19 protein-coding genes are annotated in these 18,363 nt (G+C 70.0%); 5 read left to right on the top strand and 14 right to left on the bottom strand.

Translation table 11 applies throughout. The annotated features are described in order from the left end of the window. Positions 1-19: 19 nt before the first annotated feature. The gene (locus BR31_RS0109530; protein WP_027500764.1) at positions 20-904 is read right to left on the bottom strand and encodes a thioesterase family protein; all 885 of its coding nucleotides are present in this window, start codon (positions 902-904) and stop codon (positions 20-22) included. Further along, positions 901-1,584, bottom strand: coding sequence for a MerR family transcriptional regulator (locus BR31_RS28035; RefSeq protein WP_051637251.1), 684 nt, complete (start codon positions 1,582-1,584; stop codon positions 901-903). Before BR31_RS28035 ends, BR31_RS0109530 begins: the two co-directional genes overlap by 4 nt. A gap of 107 nt (positions 1,585-1,691) precedes the next feature. On the opposite strand from BR31_RS28035, the gene BR31_RS0109540 reads away from it, so the two are divergent. Then, positions 1,692-2,108, top strand: a complete 417-nt coding sequence (locus BR31_RS0109540) for a hypothetical protein (RefSeq protein WP_027500765.1) — start codon at positions 1,692-1,694, stop codon at positions 2,106-2,108. Between the two features lie 4 nt (positions 2,109-2,112). On the opposite strand, the gene BR31_RS0109545 is transcribed toward BR31_RS0109540, so the two are convergent. The 3 genes from BR31_RS0109545 to BR31_RS0109555 are packed head-to-tail and all read right to left on the bottom strand — an operon-like array spanning position 2,113 to position 5,333. Then, positions 2,113-2,985, bottom strand: coding sequence for a sugar phosphate isomerase/epimerase family protein (locus BR31_RS0109545; protein WP_037176087.1), 873 nt, complete (start codon positions 2,983-2,985; stop codon positions 2,113-2,115). Between the two features lie 12 nt (positions 2,986-2,997). Beyond that, on the bottom strand, positions 2,998-4,383 hold the full coding sequence (locus tag BR31_RS0109550; RefSeq protein ID WP_027500767.1) for a hypothetical protein: 1,386 nt from the start codon (positions 4,381-4,383) through the stop codon (positions 2,998-3,000). Continuing rightward, a complete protein-coding gene (locus BR31_RS0109555) occupies positions 4,380-5,333 on the bottom strand; it encodes a Ppx/GppA family phosphatase (protein ID WP_072750314.1) in 954 nt (317 codons plus the stop codon). Before BR31_RS0109555 ends, BR31_RS0109550 begins: the two co-directional genes overlap by 4 nt. 66 nt (positions 5,334-5,399) lie before the next feature. On the opposite strand from BR31_RS0109555, the gene BR31_RS0109560 reads away from it, so the two are divergent. After that, positions 5,400-6,191 carry a DUF3109 family protein gene (locus BR31_RS0109560; RefSeq protein ID WP_027500769.1) on the top strand — a complete coding sequence of 264 codons (792 nt, stop codon included), beginning with the start codon at positions 5,400-5,402 and terminating at the stop codon, positions 6,189-6,191. 66 nt (positions 6,192-6,257) lie between these two features. After that, on the top strand, positions 6,258-6,602 hold the full coding sequence (locus BR31_RS0109565) for a hypothetical protein (protein ID WP_156042411.1): 345 nt from the start codon (positions 6,258-6,260) through the stop codon (positions 6,600-6,602). 61 nt (positions 6,603-6,663) lie between these two features. Here BR31_RS0109565 and BR31_RS0109570 read toward each other — a convergent pair whose 3' ends face one another. From BR31_RS0109570 to BR31_RS0109580, 3 genes are all read right to left on the bottom strand, one after another. Further along, entirely contained in the window at positions 6,664-7,353 is a 690-nt protein-coding gene (locus BR31_RS0109570) for a response regulator transcription factor (protein WP_027500771.1), read from the bottom strand. Further along, the gene (locus tag BR31_RS28040) at positions 7,350-8,660 is read right to left on the bottom strand and encodes a sensor histidine kinase (protein ID WP_081830391.1); all 1,311 of its coding nucleotides are present in this window, start codon (positions 8,658-8,660) and stop codon (positions 7,350-7,352) included. Before BR31_RS28040 ends, BR31_RS0109570 begins: the two co-directional genes overlap by 4 nt. A gap of 160 nt (positions 8,661-8,820) precedes the next feature. Continuing rightward, on the bottom strand, positions 8,821-9,588 hold the full coding sequence (locus BR31_RS0109580) for a phosphoglyceromutase (RefSeq protein ID WP_197023583.1): 768 nt from the start codon (positions 9,586-9,588) through the stop codon (positions 8,821-8,823). Between the two features lie 48 nt (positions 9,589-9,636). Between BR31_RS0109580 and BR31_RS0109585 the strand changes: the two genes are divergently transcribed. After that, positions 9,637-10,698, top strand: coding sequence for a DNA polymerase IV (locus tag BR31_RS0109585; protein ID WP_027500773.1), 1,062 nt, complete (start codon positions 9,637-9,639; stop codon positions 10,696-10,698). Between the two features lie 72 nt (positions 10,699-10,770). Here the strand turns inward: BR31_RS0109585 and BR31_RS0109590 are convergent, their stop codons facing one another. From BR31_RS0109590 to BR31_RS28045, 5 genes are all read right to left on the bottom strand, one after another. Then, complete coding sequence (locus tag BR31_RS0109590; protein WP_027500774.1) at positions 10,771-12,363, bottom strand: AMP-binding protein; 1,593 nt, start codon at positions 12,361-12,363, stop codon at positions 10,771-10,773. 133 nt (positions 12,364-12,496) lie between these two features. After that, the gene (locus tag BR31_RS0109595; protein ID WP_027500775.1) at positions 12,497-13,006 is read right to left on the bottom strand and encodes a type III secretion system chaperone family protein; all 510 of its coding nucleotides are present in this window, start codon (positions 13,004-13,006) and stop codon (positions 12,497-12,499) included. Further along, positions 13,003-14,331, bottom strand: coding sequence for a D-inositol-3-phosphate glycosyltransferase (gene mshA / locus BR31_RS0109600; RefSeq protein ID WP_027500776.1), 1,329 nt, complete (start codon positions 14,329-14,331; stop codon positions 13,003-13,005). The genes BR31_RS0109595 and mshA overlap by 4 nt, the downstream gene beginning before the upstream one ends. Positions 14,332-14,432: 101 nt before the next feature. Beyond that, positions 14,433-15,257 carry an alpha/beta fold hydrolase gene (locus BR31_RS0109605; protein ID WP_027500777.1) on the bottom strand — a complete coding sequence of 275 codons (825 nt, stop codon included), beginning with the start codon at positions 15,255-15,257 and terminating at the stop codon, positions 14,433-14,435. A gap of 88 nt (positions 15,258-15,345) precedes the next feature. Then, positions 15,346-16,683, bottom strand: coding sequence for a serine/threonine-protein kinase (locus BR31_RS28045; protein WP_051637253.1), 1,338 nt, complete (start codon positions 16,681-16,683; stop codon positions 15,346-15,348). A 180-nt stretch (positions 16,684-16,863) separates the two neighbouring features. Between BR31_RS28045 and BR31_RS28050 the strand changes: the two genes are divergently transcribed. Beyond that, positions 16,864-17,781, top strand: coding sequence for a DUF4436 family protein (locus BR31_RS28050; RefSeq protein WP_051637254.1), 918 nt, complete (start codon positions 16,864-16,866; stop codon positions 17,779-17,781). 63 nt (positions 17,782-17,844) lie between these two features. Here the strand turns inward: BR31_RS28050 and BR31_RS0109620 are convergent. After that, positions 17,845-18,363: TetR/AcrR family transcriptional regulator (locus tag BR31_RS0109620; protein WP_027500778.1), on the bottom strand; the 519-nt coding region annotated here is incomplete at its 5' end.

Genomic DNA, 18,363 nt, shown 5'->3' on the forward strand with positions numbered 1-18,363 from the left:
CCTGGGAGGTCGGCCCCGGTCAGCCCTTCGGGATCATGGCCAGCTGGCGGCTCTGCACCACGGCCTGCCCGGCCTCGTCGAGAACGAGATGGTCCTCCTCGAACCAGGTGTCGCCCAGCACGGTGGCGCTGGCCATCACCCGCAGCCACCCCGGCGAGGGGAGCCGGCGCAGATAGGTGGTCAGCTGGACGGTCGGCGCCCACCCGAACATGCCGCGGTTCATCGTCACGGGGGCGCTGATGTCCCCGGTCATCAACGCGAAGAGCACCGCGACGTCGGTGTCGACCTCGTCCTCGGCGAACGGGCGCACCCACATCCGGTTCACCGGGTCACCCTGCTGCCCGGACAGGAACAGCGCGGCGGACGGATCGACACGCAGGTCGCAGCCCTTCGCGACGTGCACGATCTGCCCCATCGGATGATCGGGGGTGATGTGGACGGCATCGGCAGGCGGCACGGCGGGCAGATCGGCGAGCGCGAGGGGCTCCTGGTGCCGCGGGTCGCCGACGTCCGGCACGCCGAGCGTCACGACCGCGGACACCGCGACCTTCTCGCCCTGCATCAGGTCCACGTCGACCAGGCACACCTGGCGGCCGCGCTTGCGCACGGTGGTGATCAGCCGCACCTCCCCCGGGTCGGGTGCGTTGAGGTAGCTGGCGCTCACCGCGATCGGCTGCATGGCGCGCGTGTCGACGGGACGGGCCGTGCCCGACTCCTCTTGCGGCGCCCGGATCACCTCGCGGGCGGCGGCGGCACACAGGGCCATCATGCAGCCACCATGCACCTTCGGGCCGATGGTCCAGATCGGGTCGATCAGCGCGGCGTACGCGCCGCCGCCCAGGTCCGTCAGCGTGGTCAGGTCCGCGAACGGGCGGATCGAGGTGAGGGTGGCGGGCTGGGTCATCGGGATTCCTCTCGGGGGTCCTGCATACTCGCTGAAATGTCTCGAGCCGGCAGAGCGATTCCGGCCGGCTGGAAGCTTCTGGACGCGATGTCCTGGTGGGCGAGCCTGCGCATCGCGGCGATCACGGGCTCGTAGATGGCGGTGCCGAGCACGGCGTACTCGACGGCCGCCTGGGTGGACCCGGTCGGCATCAGCGCGAGGTCCACCTCCGCGATCCCCATGATGTGCCTGCCATAGGCGTCGATGCGTTCGTCGGTCATCGGGATGCCCGCGTCCTCGACCGCCTTCAGCGCCCGCTCGAGCTGACCGACCGCGGGGAAGGCCGGGTCGTATACCTGCCCCAGCCGTTCGAGCAGGCGACGGGCGCGGGGATGCTCGCGCGCCTCGGTGTCCGCGGCGTCGTCCGGATAGGGCGGCAGCATGGCAACCGCCCGACCCAGGGTGTCGTACAGCCCGTCGACGGGCTTGTCGGTCAGGCGGATGATCTCGCGGATCTTGTGGATCGGCAGCCCCGCCCCCGCCAGCGCCTTGATCAGCGCGAGGCGCCGCAGGTGCGGCGGGCCATAGCTGGACTGGGTCGCGCTGGTCGGTTCACCTGGCATCAGGACACCCTCGCGCAGGTAGTACTTGATCGTCGCAAGCGGGAGACCCGACCGCTCGACGAGCTCGGAGACGCGCATCGGTCCTCCCGGTTGACGGACACATTGGATACTTCTACTATCCAATACATTGGATAGTAACGCTATCCAGACCATTCGAGAGTACCCCCCGACCCAGGAGAGCCGCTATGGACCCCATCCTCACGATCGTCGTCGGCGTCACCCTCCTCACCGTCGTCGGTATCGCCTTCGGAGGCACGTTCATGCTCCGGATCGTCAGCGGGAAACAGGGTGCCAACGCCCTGCAGAAGACGATGTTCCGTGCCGGGCACGCACATGCCGGGGTCCTGGTGACCCTCGGACTCGTCGTCGCACTGCTCACCCAGGCCGCGGGCGTCTCGCCGGGGTGGTCGGCCTCGGGTTCGATCCTCGTGCTCTCGTCGGCGATCTTCGTTCCCGCCGGGTTCTTCTTCTCCGTGATCGGCGCGGATCCCGTCCGCCCGAACGCCTGGATGCGATCGGTGTGGATCGGGTTCGGGGTACTCGTCGCCGGGCTGATCGTCGCCGGGATCGCGGTGATCACCGCAGGCGTCGGCGCGCTCTGACGGCCTAGGGCCGCGCACCCACCGCCAGGTGCTCGCGGGCAAAGGCGAGCGACTGCGCGAGCATCGACGACCGCTCCGCCGTGGTGCGCGCGTTCTGGGTGTTGATCTCCAGCACCGCCTGCCCGTCGAAGCCGCTGTCGACGAGGTGCCTGCACAACTGCGCACACGGCTGATTGCCGTGCCCGGGGATCAGGTGCTCGTCGACCGAGGCCCCCCGCCCGTCCGCCAGGTGCAGGTGGGTCAGGCCCGAACCCATCCGCCGAGCCAGTGCGATGGCATCCATGCCCGCCGTCGCGGTATGTGAGAGGTCGAGCGTGTAGTGCGCGTGACCGCTGTCGGTTGGGTCGTAGGACGGCGCAAAGGCGGACACCCCAGGACCGGGCCCGCCCCGCTTCTCGAGCCGTTCGGCCGACTTCCCGCGCTTGCCCCAGAAGCGATCCGCGCGCATCGGGAACATGTTCTCCACCGCGACCGCGACGTCACTGCGTTGCTCGAGCTCGCGCACCTGGTCGGCGAACCCCTCGGAGTACTTGCGCTGCCAGCGGAACGGCGGGTGCACCACCACGGTGCGCGCGCCGAGCGCCTCGGCGGCGCGGACCGACTTCTCCAGTTTGGCGGCCGGGTCGGCCCCCCACACCCGCTGCGAGATCAACAGGCACGGTGCGTGCACGGCCTGCACGGGGACGGCGTACTTGCGGACCAGAGCCTTGACGGCGTCCAGGTCCTGGCTCACCGATTCCGCCCAGACCATCAACTCGATGCCGTCATACCCCAGGTCGGCGGCGTACTCGAACGCCGCCTCGGTGTTCTGCGGATAGACCGACGCCGTCGAGAGTCCGACGAGGATCTTGCGTGTCCCGGTTCGAGTGCCGTCCATCGCCACCCTCGGTCAGGTCGTGAGCAGGAAGGCGAGTGGACCGATCGTCACGAACACACCGACGATGATCGCGATCAGCAGGCTCACCAGGTCGTCGGTCTGCCGCAGGATCCGGACCACCGCCACCAGGCCGGCGATCACCAGCACCGCGAGGATCAGCGCCACCCACGGCAGCACGTCCCACAGCTTCTCGAAGCCCTTGAACAGCAGCCCACCGACCAGCAGGGCGACGATGCCCTGACCGATCAGGACCGCCCACTCCCGGGCCGCGTGCTTGTCGTCTCGATCGGAGGGCGCGTCGTCGACCGCTACCTCCGGCTCCCGATCCTCCAGGTCCTCCGGCTCCGCGGACCCGGGAATCGCGCTCTCGCGCACCGACTGCTCGGGCGCCGGTTCCCTGAGTGCCTGTTCCTTGAACGTGGACGTCTTCGGCACCACGATCCGCGGGATCTCGCCGGTGACGTGCACCAGCGCCCTGGCCTCCTCCAGCGTCTCCCGGCGGGAGGTGCCTGCGGCCCTGGCCTGCCGCATGAGGTCGCCCTCGACCGTCGACCCGGACAGCAGTCCCGGCTCACGGATGGGGGTGTACGGGACGAAGGCGGGCCGTGGGGCGGGCGGAACCTCGGCGACCGGCATGGCCGCGGTCTTCGGCTGCTCCGCGATCGGCGCGCGCATGGAGGTCTCGGGCCTGGCCTTCGGCTTCTCTGCCTGCGTGGGCTGGGCGTCGACCCGATCGAAGGCGCCGGACCGGTACTGCGGCGGAAGGGCGGCAGCGGTGGCCGCGGGCGTGACATCGGGCGCGGCGCTCGCGCGGTACTGCGGCGGCGTCACGGCGGTCGGCGGCGCGGGGACCGGTGTGACGGGGGTGGATGGGGGTGAGACTCGTTCGAAACTCGGCGTCTCGACCTTCGGCAGCTCGAACTTCGGCGCCTCGACCTTCGGCAGCTCGAACTTCGGTACCTCGGTCCTCGGCGCCTCGACCTTCGGCGGCTCGGGGATCGGCGGGATGGTGGGGCGCTCCCGCTCGGGGACGGTGTACCGCGCGACGACCGATGGCACCGGCGTCCGGTCGGCCCGCCGGGACCGGGGCTGTGCGGGCGGGGACGCGGTGGCGGCCGGCGCGGGCGGGGTGACCGGTTCGGGCGCGGGGGGTGCGACGGGTTCTGGCGGTGCGACGGGCGCGGGCGGCGCGAGGGATACCTCGGGCACCTCGGGGATGTGCCGCGAATCCTCGGGCGCCCTGACGACGGGGATCTCGCCGGTCAGTTCGGCGACGCTGATCCCGCCACCTGCCACTCCCCGACGCCGGCGTCCACCGCGGGACTCGACCTGCTGGCCGTTCCTGGCGAGCAGCTCGGCAACTGAGACCTGTCCGGTGTCCTCGGATCCTTCGCTCATCGCGTACTCACCACCAGTTCTCCACCCATCTCGGTATCCAGCTTCCGCAGGATCAGCCCCTCACGCAGAGCCCAGGGGCAGATCTCCAGCGAGTCCACCGACATTGCCCGCATGCTTGCCTCCGCAATCAGTGCGCCCGCCACGATCTGCTGCGACCGATCCGAGCTCACACCCTCCAATTCTGCGCGGTCCGACATCGTCATCCTAGAAATGAACGCGATCAGTTGGCGCAGACCGCTGGCAGTCAGTGTCCTCTGCACCCGGGGTCCTGCGGCGGAGGGCGCGGCCCCGGTGAGTCGCGCCAGCGACCGGAACGTCTTGGACGTCCCGACCACCCGGTCGGGCGCTCCGGCGGCACGCAGGGCCTTGGCCGGCTCGACCAGCTCGGCGTCCAGCCAATCGCGCAACACCGCCACCCTGCGCTTGCCGGGCGGGTCGGCCTGCAACCAGTCCCGGGTCAACCGTCCGGCACCGAGCTGGAGGGAGAACGCGACGTCCGGGTCCTCGTCGCCGCCCGCGGTCAGTTCCAGCGAGCCGCCGCCGATGTCGAAGTTCAGGATCCGGCCCGCGCTCCAGCCGTACCAGCGGCGCACCGCGAGAAAGGTCAGCCGGGCCTCGTCGACGCCGGACAGCACCTCGAGCGCGACCCCCGTCTCGTCGCGGACGCGGGCGAGCACCGCCTCGGAATTGTTGGCGTCGCGGACCGCCGAGGTGGCGAAGGCCATCAGCTCGCCGCAACCGGAAGTGGTGGCGATGCTCGCGAAGTCCCGCACCGCCGCGACCAGCTTGTCGGCCCCCGACACCGTGATGTCCCCGCGGTCATCGGTGTTCTCGGCGAGCCGCAGCGTCGACTTGGTGGAGCTCATCGGCGTCGGGTGAGCGCCCCTGTGGGCATCCACCACGAGTAGATGAACCGTGTTGCTTCCGACGTCGAGTACCCCTAACCGCACGTGACCACGGTACTGGGTCTACCGTCGAGACTTGTGACAGCAGGCAACACCACGCCCGATTCGAAGATGGAACCCACGCCGGAAGTCGACCCCGACTTCCCCCGCGAGTGGATCGAATTCGTGGACCCAGCCAACGCGGAACATCTCGTGGTGGCGGACCTGACCTGGCTGCTTTCGCGCTGGACCTGCGTGTTCGGCACCCCCGCATGCCAGGGCACCGTGCCGGGTCGTCCCGACGACGGCTGCTGCTCGCACGGCGCCTTCCTCTCCGACGCCGACGACAAGGCCAAGCTCGACCGGTCAGTGAAGCTGCTCACAAAGAGCGACTGGCAGTTCATGGAGAAGGGTCTCGGCAAGAAGGGCTACGTCGAGGAGGACGACCTCGACGACGAGCCCGCGCTGCGCACCAGGCGCTACCAGGGTGCCTGCATCTTCCTCAACCGCCCCGGCTTCGAGGGCGGGATCGGTTGCGCGCTGCATTCGATGGCGCTGCGCAAGGGCATCGAGCCGCTCGAGGTCAAGCCCGACGTCTGCTGGCAGCTGCCCGTCCGCCGCACCCAGGACTGGGTGGAGCGGCCGGACGGCGTGCAGATCCTCAAGACCGTGATCACCGAGTACGACCGGCGCGGCTGGGGTGAGGGCGGCGAGGACCTGCACTGGTACTGCTCCGGCTCGCCCGACGCACACGTGGGCTCGAAGCCGGTGTGGCAGAGCTACGCCCCCGAGCTGACGGAGCTGCTCGGCAAGTCCGCCTACGAGGAACTGGCCAAGCATTGCCGTCGCCGCGCCGGGCTCGGCCTGATCGCCGTGCACCCGGCGACCACGGCCGCGCAGGCGAAGGCGGCCGGCCAGCAGTAACGGCAGGCCGCCGCCACTCGATCCACCACACAGGTACCGATGACGGGACCGATGAGGGGAGCGATCATGAACCGACTGCTTGGTGCGGCCGCGGTGGCCGTTGGAACGATGTTGGCGCTGGCACCGATGGCGTCCGCCGATTCCCCGGATGATCCGTACGGCTTCAACGCGGTGCGCGACCGCACGGACTACTTCGTCGCGCCCCTCGATGCAGGCGCGCTGATCGGTCCGAACACCTACAAGCCCATCATCCTCAGCCCGTACGGCGCCACCCGCAAGATCGAGTGCCGCGGCGACGGCCACTACTCACAGATCCACGAGTGCAAGCAGTACGACACGAACAACGTCGCGCACGACCTCCAGCTGCTCGCCAACCCGATCCGCCCGATCTACGTCTACAACCCGTTCTAGCCGTCGGGTCCGGGCGCACGGACCGGCACCGTGCGCCCCGACTCGGCCGCACGGCCTGGCGTCAGCCCTCGAGCTTGTACCCCAGCCCGCGCACGGTGACCAGATGTTCCGGCTTGGCCGGATCGGCCTCGATCTTCGACCGCAGACGCTTGACGTGCACGTCGAGGGTCTTGGTGTCGCCGACGTAGTCCGCGCCCCACACCCGGTCGATGAGCTGGCCGCGGGTGAGCACCCGGCCGGAGTTGCGGAGCAGGTACTCGAGCAGGTCGAACTCCTTGAGCGGGAGCATGACCGTGTCGCCGTTGACCTGGACGATGTGGCGCTCGACGTCCATCCGCACCGGGCCCGCCTCGAGCACGCCGTCGTCGGCCGAGTCGTCGGAGTCGTTGTCGGCGCCGCGCCGCAGCACCGCACGGATCCTGGCGATCAGTTCCCTGGCCGAGTAGGGCTTGGTGACGTAGTCGTCGGCGCCCAGTTCCAGGCCGACGACCTTGTCGATCTCGCTGTCGCGGGCGGTGACCATGATCACCGGGACGCCGGAGCGCGCCCGGAGTTGCTTGCACACGTCGGTGCCGCTCATCCCGGGGAGCATCAGGTCGAGCAGGACGATGTCCGCGCCGGACCGGTCGAACTCGGCGAGGGCGGACGGTCCGTCCCCCACCACCGTCGCCTCGAACCCCTCCTTGCGGAGCAGGAACGCGAGCGGGTCGGCCAACGACTCCTCGTCCTCCACGATCAACACATTCGTCACCGGTTTGCCTCCAGACTCGGCGCAGCCTCGTGCTGCGTCATTTCGTGATCGATCGATGCGGTCTTGTGGGCTGCGGACGTCTCGTCCGCAGCGGGGCGTGCGTCCGTGATCGGCGCGGACCTGAGCTGGGCAACCGGACCCGAGATCGCGCTCCTCACCGGTGCGTCATCGGAGAGTTCCTCGTGCGCCGGGATGTGCAGCGTGAAGGTGGACCCGGTGCCGACCTTGCTCCACAGCGTGATGGAGCCGTTGTGGTTCGCCGCCACGTGCTTGGCGATCGCGAGACCGAGCCCGGTGCCACCGGTCGACCGGGACCGCGCCTTGTCGACCCGGAAGAAGCGCTCGAACACCCGCTCCTGGTCCTCGGTCGCGATACCGATCCCCCTGTCGGTGACGGCGATGGCGACCTTGTCCCCGCGCCTGGACCGGCTCACCGACACCGGCGACCCCTGCGGCGAGTACGCGATCGCGTTCTCCACCAGGTTCGACAGCGCGGTGATGAGCAGGGTCCGGTCGCCGAGCACCTCGAGTCCGCTCGGCCGGTCGGCGGTGACCGTGATGCCCGCCGCCTCGGCGGTGAGCCGCGAACGGCGCATGGCCTCCTCGACCACCTCGTCCACGTCGACCACCTCGAGGTCGGGCAGCTTCTCCGCGCCCTGCAGGCGGGAGAGCGCGATGAGTTCGCTGACCATGTTCCCCAGCCGCTTCGACTCGCTGAGTACCCGCTCGCCGAAGTGCCGCACGGATTCCGGGTCATCGGCGGACTCGAGGAGCGCCTCGGCCAGCAGTCCCATCGCGCCGACCGGGGTCTTGAGTTCGTGGCTGACGTTGGCGACGAAGTCGCGGCGGGTGGCCTCCATGCGGACCTGCTCGGAGTCGTCGTCCGCGAACAGCACGACGAATCGGCGGTCCTGCTCGCTGAGCAGCCGGGCCACCCCGCGCACCGCGATCTTGTTCCTGCCGCGGGCCGGGTTCTTGATGCTGAGGTCCATCTCCACCGGCACCCCGGTCGTCAGCACCTGATTCGCTGCCTGCCAGGCCCGTTCCTCGACGGTGCGGTTACGCACCAGGCCCAGCTCCTCGGCGCGCGGATTGAAGAGCACCACGTCGTGGAACCGGTCGACCACCGCGATGCCGCTGTGGGAGGCGAGCACGATGAGGTCGAGGACCTGGGACATGGTCAGGCCGGCCTGTTCGGCCTCGCGCCTGGAGAATCGGTTCCTCAGGAACGGGACCAGTACCCCGCCGACCAGGTACCCACCGAACGCGGCAACCACGGCCAGGAGCACGGCCTGAACAACACTCACAGCGCAATCGTACGGTCGCGTAAAGCCTGGCGGCCGCAGGGTGGAGGCATTTCACCGCACGTCATGGCCCCGCGGCGCCCCGTTTTCCGGCTGTTCACCCGGCGTTGGCCCGGGATCCCCGTCGTGATCGCGACGAGGTCCCGGGCCGACATCGGAACCGCTACTTCGCGCCCTGGCTGGCGACCGCGGCTGCGCCTGCTGCAGCGGCCTCCGGGTCGAGGTAGGTGCCACCCCTGTTGAGCGGGGTGAGGCTGCCGTCCGCACCGACCTCGAGGTCGTAGCGCAGCGGGATGCCGGTCGGGATGTTCAGCCCGGCGATGTCCTCGTCAGAGATGCCGTCCAGGTGCTTGACCAGGGCGCGCAGCGAGTTGCCGTGCGCGGTGATCAGAACGGTCTTGCCCGCCTTGAGGTCCGCGGAGATCGTCTCCTCCCAGTACGGGATGAGGCGCTTGACCACGTCGAGCAGGCACTCGGTCAGCGGGACCTCGTCGAGGCCCGCGTAGCGCGGGTCGGCGTCCTGGCTGTACGCGGTGCCGGCCTCGATCGGCGGCGGCGGGGTGTCGTAGCTGCGACGCCACAGCATGAACTGGTCGTCGCCGTACTCGGCCTTGGTCTGGGCCTTGTTCTTGCCCTGCAGCGCGCCGTAGTGCCGCTCGTTCAGACGCCAGTCCCGCACGACCGGGATCCAGTGCCGGTCGGCGGCGTCGAGGGCGATGTTCGCCGTGCTGATCGCCCGGCGGAGCAGGGACGTGTACAGCACGTCGGGCAGCACGTCGTGCTCCTTGAGGAGCTGGCCGGCCCGCTTGCCCTCCCCGATGCCCTTGTCGGTGAGCGGCACGTCCACCCAGCCGGTGAACAGATTCATGGCGTTCCATTCGCTCTCGCCGTGGCGGAGCAGCACAAGGGTTCCGGTACTCATGCCCACAATCCTGACATGCGCCCCACACGGGGAAAGCTCCGGACGCAGACTGAGTGAATGGGCACACGCACGCGGTGGGTGCTACACGTCGACCTCGACCAGTTCGTCGCTGCCGTCGAGGTCCTGCGACGGCCGGAACTGCGGGGCCTGCCGGTGATCGTCGGCGGGCGCGGCGACCCCACCGAGCGCGGTGTGGTGTCGACGGCCTCGTACGAGGCCCGCGAGTTCGGGATCGGTTCGGGCATGCCGCTGCGCGTCGCCGCCCGCAGGCTCGCCTCGCGCGGCGTCACCGACGCGGTGTTCCTCCCCGTCGACGGCGCGGCGTACACCGCCTCCTCACAGCGGGTGATGGACACCCTGCGCAGCCTGGACGCGGTCGTCGAGGTGCTGGGCTGGGACGAGGCGTTCCTCGGCATCGACACCGACGATCCGGTGGGCTTCGCCCGCGCCGCCCAGTCCGCGGTGCTCGCGGCGACCGAGCTGCACTGCTCCGTCGGCATCGGCGACAACAAACTGCGCGCCAAGATCGCGACCGGCTTCGGCAAGCCGCGGGGCGTGTACCTGCTGACCGCGGACAACTGGTTCGAGGTGATGGGCGATCGTGGCACGGACGCGCTGTGGGGTATCGGCAACAAGACCGCGAAAAAGCTTGCCGCCCTCGGCATCCACACCGTCCGCGGGCTGGCCGACGCCACCGACGGCGAGCTCGCCGCCGCCCTCGGCCCGACCACAGGACCGTGGCTGCACCGGCTCGGCCTCGGCCTCGGCGGCGAGACGGTCACCGCCGAGCCCTACGTGGCCCGCGGCCACGGCCGGGAGACGACATTCCAGCACGACCTCACCGACCCCGCGCGGGTGGCGGCCGAGGTGCGCCTGCTCGCCGAGCGGGTCACCGAGGACCTCCGGGCGGAGGGGCGGGCGGCGGTGCGGATCACCCTGAAGGTTCGGTACGCACCGTTCGACACCCACACCACCGGGGCGCCGCTGGCCGAGCCGACGCTGGACCCGGTGGTGATCGCGGACGCCGCCGCGGCACTGACCGAGCGACTCGATCCGGGCCGCAAGGTCCGGCTCCTCGGCGTCCGGCTCGAGATGACCCCACCGTCGACCGATAGCTGACCGGCGCCGAGAACACGACATGCGCGCGGCGGCAACGAGTGCCACCGCGCGCATGTCGCGACAATCCTGCGTCTAACCCCGCGTACCTTCGCTCGCACGCAGGTCCTTGCGGAGGATCTTGCCCGCCGCCGACTTCGGCACGGCGTCGATGAACTCCACGATGCGGACCTTCTTGTGGGGCGAGACCCGCTCCGCGACGAACGCGATGACCTCGTCCCCGGAGAGCTCGACATCGGGCTGTCGGACGACGAACGCCTTCGGGACCTCCTCGCCCTCCTCGTCGAGCACCCCGATCACGGCAGCATCGGCGACCTGCGGGTGGGTGAGCAGCAACGCCTCCAACTCGGCTGGCGGCACCTGGTAGCCCTTGTACTTGATCAGCTCCTTGAGCCGATCGACGATGTACACCACGCCCTCCGCGTCGACGGTGGCGATGTCACCGGTGTGCAGAAAGCCGTCCGCATCGAGGGTCTCGGCAGTGGCCGCGTCGTTGCCGAGGTAGCCGACCATCACGTTAGGACCCTTGACCCACAACTCGCCGGGCGCGCTGACACCCGCGGACGGGAGCTCGACCTCCTCACCGGTGGCCGGGTCGACCAGCTTGTTCTCGGTGTTCGCGATCGGCTTGCCGACCGAGCTCAGCGGGACGTGGTCGTCCTCGAGCGCGATCGCGTGGCTGACCGGGCTCAGCTCGCTCATGCCGTAGCCCTGGCGGACGCGGCAGTTCAGCCGGTTCGCTACCGCCTTGCCCAGCTCCTCGTCGAGCGGCGCCGCACCGGAGAAGATGGTGTGCACGGTGGAGAGGTCGTACTGGTCGACGAGCGGATGCTTGGCCAGCGCGACCGCCACCGGCGGTGCAACGAAGATGTAGGTGCACTTGCGCTCGGAGGCGTTGCGGAGGAACTCGACGAGGTCGAACTTCGGCATCGTGACCAGGGTGGCGCGCTCGTACAACGCCGCATTGAGCAGCACGGTGAGTCCGTAGATGTGGAAGAAGGGCAGCACGGCCAGGATCCGGTCGTCGGCGCTGATGCCCATCCGCGGGTGGATCTGGCAGACGTTCGCCACCAGGTTCCTGTGCGTCAGCATCACGCCCTTCGGGCGGCCGGTGGTGCCCGACGAGTACGGCAGCACCGCGAGGTGGGTGGCCGGGTCGAAGCTGACCTCGGGGGCGGGGGCACCCTGGGCGAGCAGGTCCCGCAGCGACGGATGCCCCTCGGCGCCGTCGAGCACGATGACCCGGTCGGCGGGGATGCCGACCTGCTCGGCGGCCGCCCGCGCCTGCGGCAGCAGCGGCGACACGGTGAAGAGGAAGCTCGCCCTGGAGTCGGTGAGCTGCTTGGCGATGTCCTCGGCGTTGTAGAGGGCGTTGACGGTGGTGGCCGTGCCGCCCGCACGCAGGATGCCGTGCAGCACGGACGCGAACGCCGGGACGTTCGGCGAATGCAGCGCGGCGACCTCGCCGACGGCCAGTCCGCGCGCCGCCAACGCGCCCGCGACGGCGTCGATCTGACCGATGAGCGCGCGGTAGGTGGTCTCCGCGCCCGAGCCGCCGTCGATGAGCGCGGGTCGGTCCAGGTCGGCGTCGGAGACCTGACCGAACAGGAAGTCGTAGACGCTCAGGTTCGGGATCTCGACGTCGGGATAGGGGCTCTTGAAGCTCACGGGGGCCTCTCCTCGATTGGTACGGCGACAGGACTGGCGAACCAGATAACTGTGACAGATAGAAACAGTTACCACACCTGTGACAGCCGTCACAGGATCGGCGAAACCCTACCCCGAACCGGGGAGCCCCGCCTCAGTCCGCGTCGGCCGCCCGGACCTGGTCAGCGGACATCAGGTGCACGAACGGCTGGAGATTCGCGAGCGACTCACCGCGCGAGACCCGCCAATCCCATTCCCGCCGAATCGAAGTGGCGAACCCGAGCTCGAGCAGGGTGTTGAAGTCGCCGTCCGCGGCCTCGAGCACCTGCCCGAGCACCCGGTCCAGTTCCGAGCCGGTGACGGCGTGGGTGGAGACCTGGCCGAGCAGGTAGATGTCGCCGATCTTGTCGATCGTGTAGCTCACCCCGTACAGCCGCCGGTTGCGACGGAGCAGGTACCGGTAGACCCCCTCGAAGTTCTCGTCGGGCTTGCGACAGACGAACGCCTCGACACGGACGCCGTGCGCCCCGACGGTGAGCAGGCAGGTGGTCTTGAGCTTGCGCTCGCCCGGCAGCTCGACGATGAACTGGTCCTCGCCCTTGCGGGTGTACTCGAGTTCCCGCTCGGTCAATTCGGCGTCGATCAGCTTCGCGATGTCGTTCACGTCCGCACTCCCCCCATTCGGCGCAGCTTCCACAATCCCCTGCCGCGGCGCGGCGTGTGCTCGGGCAGCCTGCGGAAACTGGCGTTCGCCCGCTTGTAGCTCTCGAGCAGCCCGTCGGCGGTGTGCTCCCAGGAGAAGTTCTCCGCGTGCCGCGGCGCGCGGAGCGCCATCTCGGCCAGCCTGCCGGGATCCGCGAGCAGCGAGTGCAGGGCATCGGCCCAGTCGTCGGTGCGATGACCCGGCACCAGCAGCCCGGTCTCGCCGGACCGCACGGCGACCCCCAGTCCCCCGACGTCGGCCGCGACGACCGGGGTCCCGCAGGCCTGCGCCTCGATCGCGACCAGCCCGAAGGACTCCGAATAGCTCGGCACCGCAACCAGATCCGCCGCGCGGTACACCTGTGCGAGCCGCTCGGGCGGCTGCGGCGGCAGGAACGTCACCCTGGCGGTGATGCCGAGCGAGGCGGCCAGGTCGATCAGCGAATCGGGCCGGTCCAGCCCGGTGCCCGATGGCCCGCCGACGACCACGATCCGCAGCGGCAGCGCGGGCTCGCGCTCGACAAGGGCGGCCGCGGCGCGCAGCAGCACGTCCGGCGCCTTGAGCGGCTGGATCCGGCCGACGAAGGTCACGATCAGCTCGTTCGGGTTCAGCCCCAGCTCGGCCCGGGCTGCGGCCTTGTCGCCGGGCCGGTACCTGGTCAGGTCCGCGCCGGGGGCCACCACGTCGATCCGTCGGGGGTCGGCGCCGTAGATGTCGACCAGCTGCCCGGACTCGTCGGCGGTGTTGGTGATCAGCCGGTCGGCCTCGGCCACCACCTGCTGCTCGCCGATCTGGCGGGCCGCCGGCTCCGGGACGTCCCCGTCCGCAAGGGCGGCGTTCTTGACCGCGGCGAGGGTGTGCGCGGTGTGCACCAGCGGGACGCCCCAGCGGTCGCGGGCCAGCCAGCCCACCTGGCCGGAGAGCCAGTAGTGCGAGTGCACCAGGTCGTAGTACCCGGGCTCGTGGTGCGCCTCCTCGCGGAGCACGCCCGCGGTGAACGCGCACAGCTGGGTGGGCAGGTCGTGCTTGTCGAGGCCCTCGAAGGGGCCCGCGACGACGTTGCGGACCAGCACCCCCGGCGCGGCCTCGACCACCGGCGCGTCCGCGGAGGAGGTGGCCCTGGTGAAGATCTCCACCTCCACACCCCGGCGGGCGAGCTGTAGCGCGCTCTGGAGCACGTACACGTTCATGCCACCGGCGTCACCGGTCCCCGGCTGCGCCAATGGAGAGGTGTGGACCGAGAGAACGGCCACCCTCCGCAACCGATGGTTCTGCGCTGGGGTCACGGGTCCATCTTGCCCTGTGGCGACCACGCGCGACGAAGCCGACCTGAGCACGTCGGCGGCGACCCGGCCGTCATCGGCCCCGGGCCCGTGCCCTGGCCGCGTCACAGCCCGTCGACGAATTCGCTGACCTCGGCGACGAATCGTTTCGGGTCCTCGACGAACGGCCCGTGGTCACAGCCGTCCCAGTACGACGCGGTGGCGGCCGGGATCAGCTCGGCTGCGTGCCGGGCGGCAGAGACGTCGACGACGGTGTCCGCGGTGCCGTGCAGGATCAGCGCAGGGACGGTCAGGCCCGTGAGCAGGTCGTCGTGCCCGACCGCGCGGCTGAACAGCGCCGCACGCACCCGCGGCGGCGTCGAGAGGCTGGCCCCGAACAGCGCCTGCGAGGCGACGCCCTTGCCCTCGGCCGGGCCGGTGAGGGCGGTGCCGAAGCTGCCGAGCGCGCGGATCGACTCGCGTGGGTCCTCGGACATCGCGGCCGGGATGGCCGCGCGCATCGCCGATCCGACGCGGCCGCCCTTCTGCCCGGGACCGATGCTGGTGATGGCGCCGACCAGCACGATCGCGTCCACCGCGGCCTCGCCGAACTCGGCGAGGTAGTCGCAGATCACCAGGCCGCCGTAGGACCAGCCCAGCAGCACCGCTCCGGACTCGATGCGCTCCGCGGCGAGCACCGCCTCGACATCCGACGCCCACACCTTCGGGTCGTCGTACCCGTCGGCGGGTGCGCCGGAGTAGCCGTGCCCGCGCAGGTCGACGGCGATCACGCGGTACTTGGCGGACAGCGCGTCGAGCACGCCGTCGCCCCAGCACCGCAGCGACTGCGCCCAGCCGTGCAGCAGCACGAGCGGACGGGCGGCGGCGTCACCCTCGACGCGATAGACGATGGACGTGCCGTCCACACTGACGGTTTCCCGGATAGCCATGCCGGCCATTCTGCGCCTCCCGAGCGAAGTGCGACCGTCCGCCCTTGGGCGCGCCTCGCGACCACGGGAGACCGCCCTGCGTCGCAACCTATTCGGGGTAGTAGGAGTCGGAGTGCGGGTCGGCGTAGTAGGGATCGTCGAAATAGGGGTCGTCCGGCGATGCGGACGTGGGCAGGCCGCCGGGCGCGGGAACCGGGTCGGATTGCCTGGTCGGATTCGTGGGGCGCGGGCTGGCCGGTGCGCTCGGCGGAGCGGGTGTGTGCGTGGCCGACCAGGTCGGGGGTCGAACCGGTTCGAGGGCGTCCGCCGGCCGTGCGTTGGCAGGCGTGGTCGGCGGCGGGGCGTCGACGGGCGCGTAGCCGACGGCGACCGCACCCGCGGCAGCGACGGCCACCGCCGCCGCGAGCAGGCAGGCTTTCCGTTTCGTGCTCGCCCGCCGAACCCGGGTCGGCGCCGAGGCCTCAGCATCACCGCCCGGTTGTGCAGACGTGTCCATCCCCTGGTGCAGCATCGCCGTCGGCAACGAGCGCGGTTGTCGTTGGCTGCCGATGAGCTCGGTCCGGGCAGTCCCTGCGCCGATGACCACGGTGGTCGCGGCATTCGGGCGCGGCTCTGTGGTGAGGGCGCGTTCGGCGGCGGCAGCGAGACCCCCGGGGGTGAAGTAGCGGTCGTCGGGGCTCTTCGCCATGCCCTGGGCGATGACCTGGTCGAACCCGGCGGGCACCCCGGGCCGGACCTGGCTGGGTCGCGGCGGGGCCGCGGTCAGATGCCCGGAGATCTGTTGTTCGAGACTGTCCCCCGGGTAGGGGTATGAGCCGGTCAGGCATTCGTGGAGCACGCACGCCAACGCATAGACGTCGGACCGTGCATCCCCCTGCCCGGTGGTGAATCGTTCGGGGGCCATGTAATGAAAGGTGCCGATCGTCGCCCCCGTGCTGGTCAGACCCTTGTCCTGGGCGGAGCGAGCGATACCGAAGTCGATGAGGTAGACGAAATCGCGGGCACTGACCAGCACGTTGGAGGGTTTGACGTCGCGGTGCACCAGGCCGGCGGCATGCGCGGCGTCCAGTGCGGCCGCCACCTGTTCGACGACGGAGACGGCCACGGCCGGGGGCATCGGCCCGTGCAGGGCAAGGAGGGTCTTCAGGTCGGCGCCCTCGATCAGGCGCATGTCGAGATACAGCCGGCCCTCGATCTCCCCGTAGTGGTGGATGGGAACGACATGAGGCTCGCTCAGACGGGCAGCCGCGTGTGCTTCGCGGCGGAACCGCTCCCGGAACTCGGGGTCCGCGGCGGTGTGCTCGTGGAGCACCTTCAACGCCACGATCCGATCGGTGAGGGTGTCGTAGGCCTTGTGGACCTTCCCCATGCCGCCCTCGCCGATCAGTTCCTGCAGGCGGTACCGCCCAAACGAGGTTCCATCCACGTACTTTTCTCCCTCTCGATGAACGCCCCCCAGCGGCGCCCTTCAGACCCCCGCATTCTTGACTGAATTTTCAGTCTAGATCAGAGGGTAGCAGCGAGCCGGGTCATCGCCCCTCGACACCGTGCGAGGATGAGGGGCACGACAACTGTCGCCGGAGCATCAAATGCGGAGAACCTGGCCATGCGGACGAAGCAACCGCCCTCGGGTCGCAGAAGCCTGTTCCTGCCTGCAGTGGCCGCCGCGGCGATGGCCGCCGTAGCCGCCGGAGTCTGGCTCCAGATCGGCGAACGCCAAGACCTGGACACCGTCCACGACTCCGGAACATCCGAACCCGCCGACAGGGTCGACATCGAGGCCTCGATACAGCGGGTGGACGCGGCCGCACGAGAACTCACACTGCGAGTCCTCGTCACTCCACGTGGCACACTCAGCGACGACGGCGGACTCAGCCCGAACGAGGACCTCACCCTCCTGACCTCACCAGATATCCAGCAAGACTTGATATTTCGGGCAGACACACGAATCGCTACCGTCGAGGTCCCGGTCGCACTGTCAGGCGGCTCCATCACCGACTACCCCTTCGACAGCTACCGGGCCGACATCGAGTTCGCCGCCAGGCAGGGCGATCACCCGGTCCCGGTCGCCGCGACACTGTCGAACCGAGATGCCCTGTTCCATCCCACCGTCGAGATCGCCGACACAGCCGATACCGCCGCCTTCGAGGTCAGCGTCAGCCGCTCGAACGGCGTCTTGATCTACGCGATCTTCATGATGGCCGCCATGTGGGCGCTCGCGATAGCCGTCGTGATCGGCACCCGGTTCCTGACCTCCCGGCGACTTGGCCTGGTCTGGCCCGCCCTGGGTTGGATGGCTGCGACCCTGTTCGCCCTCGCCGCCTTCCGTAACACCGCGCCCGGAGCCCCGCCCATCGGGTCATTGCTGGACTACACCGCCTTTCTGTGGACCGAGGCGATCATCGCGCTCTGCGTTATCACCACCGTCATCGCGGGCGCACGAGCAGAACCACCCGCCGCGCCGCCCGGCGCTGATCCGACCTCGCCGCCACCCGGCCCGGCCGAGGTCCGCCCCGGCGGGTGACCCCATCGACGACGGCCACCCACAGCGCGACCCCGCCTCACCGACCCGCGACTCCGGTGGTGGTCACGAGGCGGCTGGGCCGAGTTCCACGACGATCGCGCCGGCGAGCAGATGTCGCGCCCGTTCAAGGGTCATCGAGCCGCTCAGCCAGCGTTCGCTCAGGCCCTCGACGAGTGCGGTGAGGCGCTCGCCCGCGTCGGCCGGGTCGACCGTCGGGCTCGCCTGACCCACGGCCTGCGCCTGCCGGATGAGGGTTTCGGCATCGCGTGCCCACGCCTCCGTCGTGGTCCGTAGCGGGTCCCGCAGGTCATCGGAGAAGACGGCGCTCGCCCGGAGCTCACCCCAGGCGATGCTGTTCTCCCGGACCTCAGGGATGCCCCGGATCTCGAGCAGGAGCATCTGCTCGAGTTGCGTTCGGGGGTCGGAGGATTCGAATGCCTCGTCGGAATAGCGCTCGGCCCTGTCATTGATGTGGTCGAGGGCGCTGCGCAGTACCCCGGACCGGTCCTGGAAGTGGTAATAGATCAGGGCGGTCGAGACACCCGCCTCGGCAGCGAGCTTCTCCACCCGCAGGCCGCGCAC

The sequence above is a fragment of the Rhodococcus sp. UNC363MFTsu5.1 genome (assembly GCF_000686785.1).
GTDB classification, from domain to species: domain Bacteria; phylum Actinomycetota; class Actinomycetes; order Mycobacteriales; family Mycobacteriaceae; genus Rhodococcus_G; species Rhodococcus_G maanshanensis.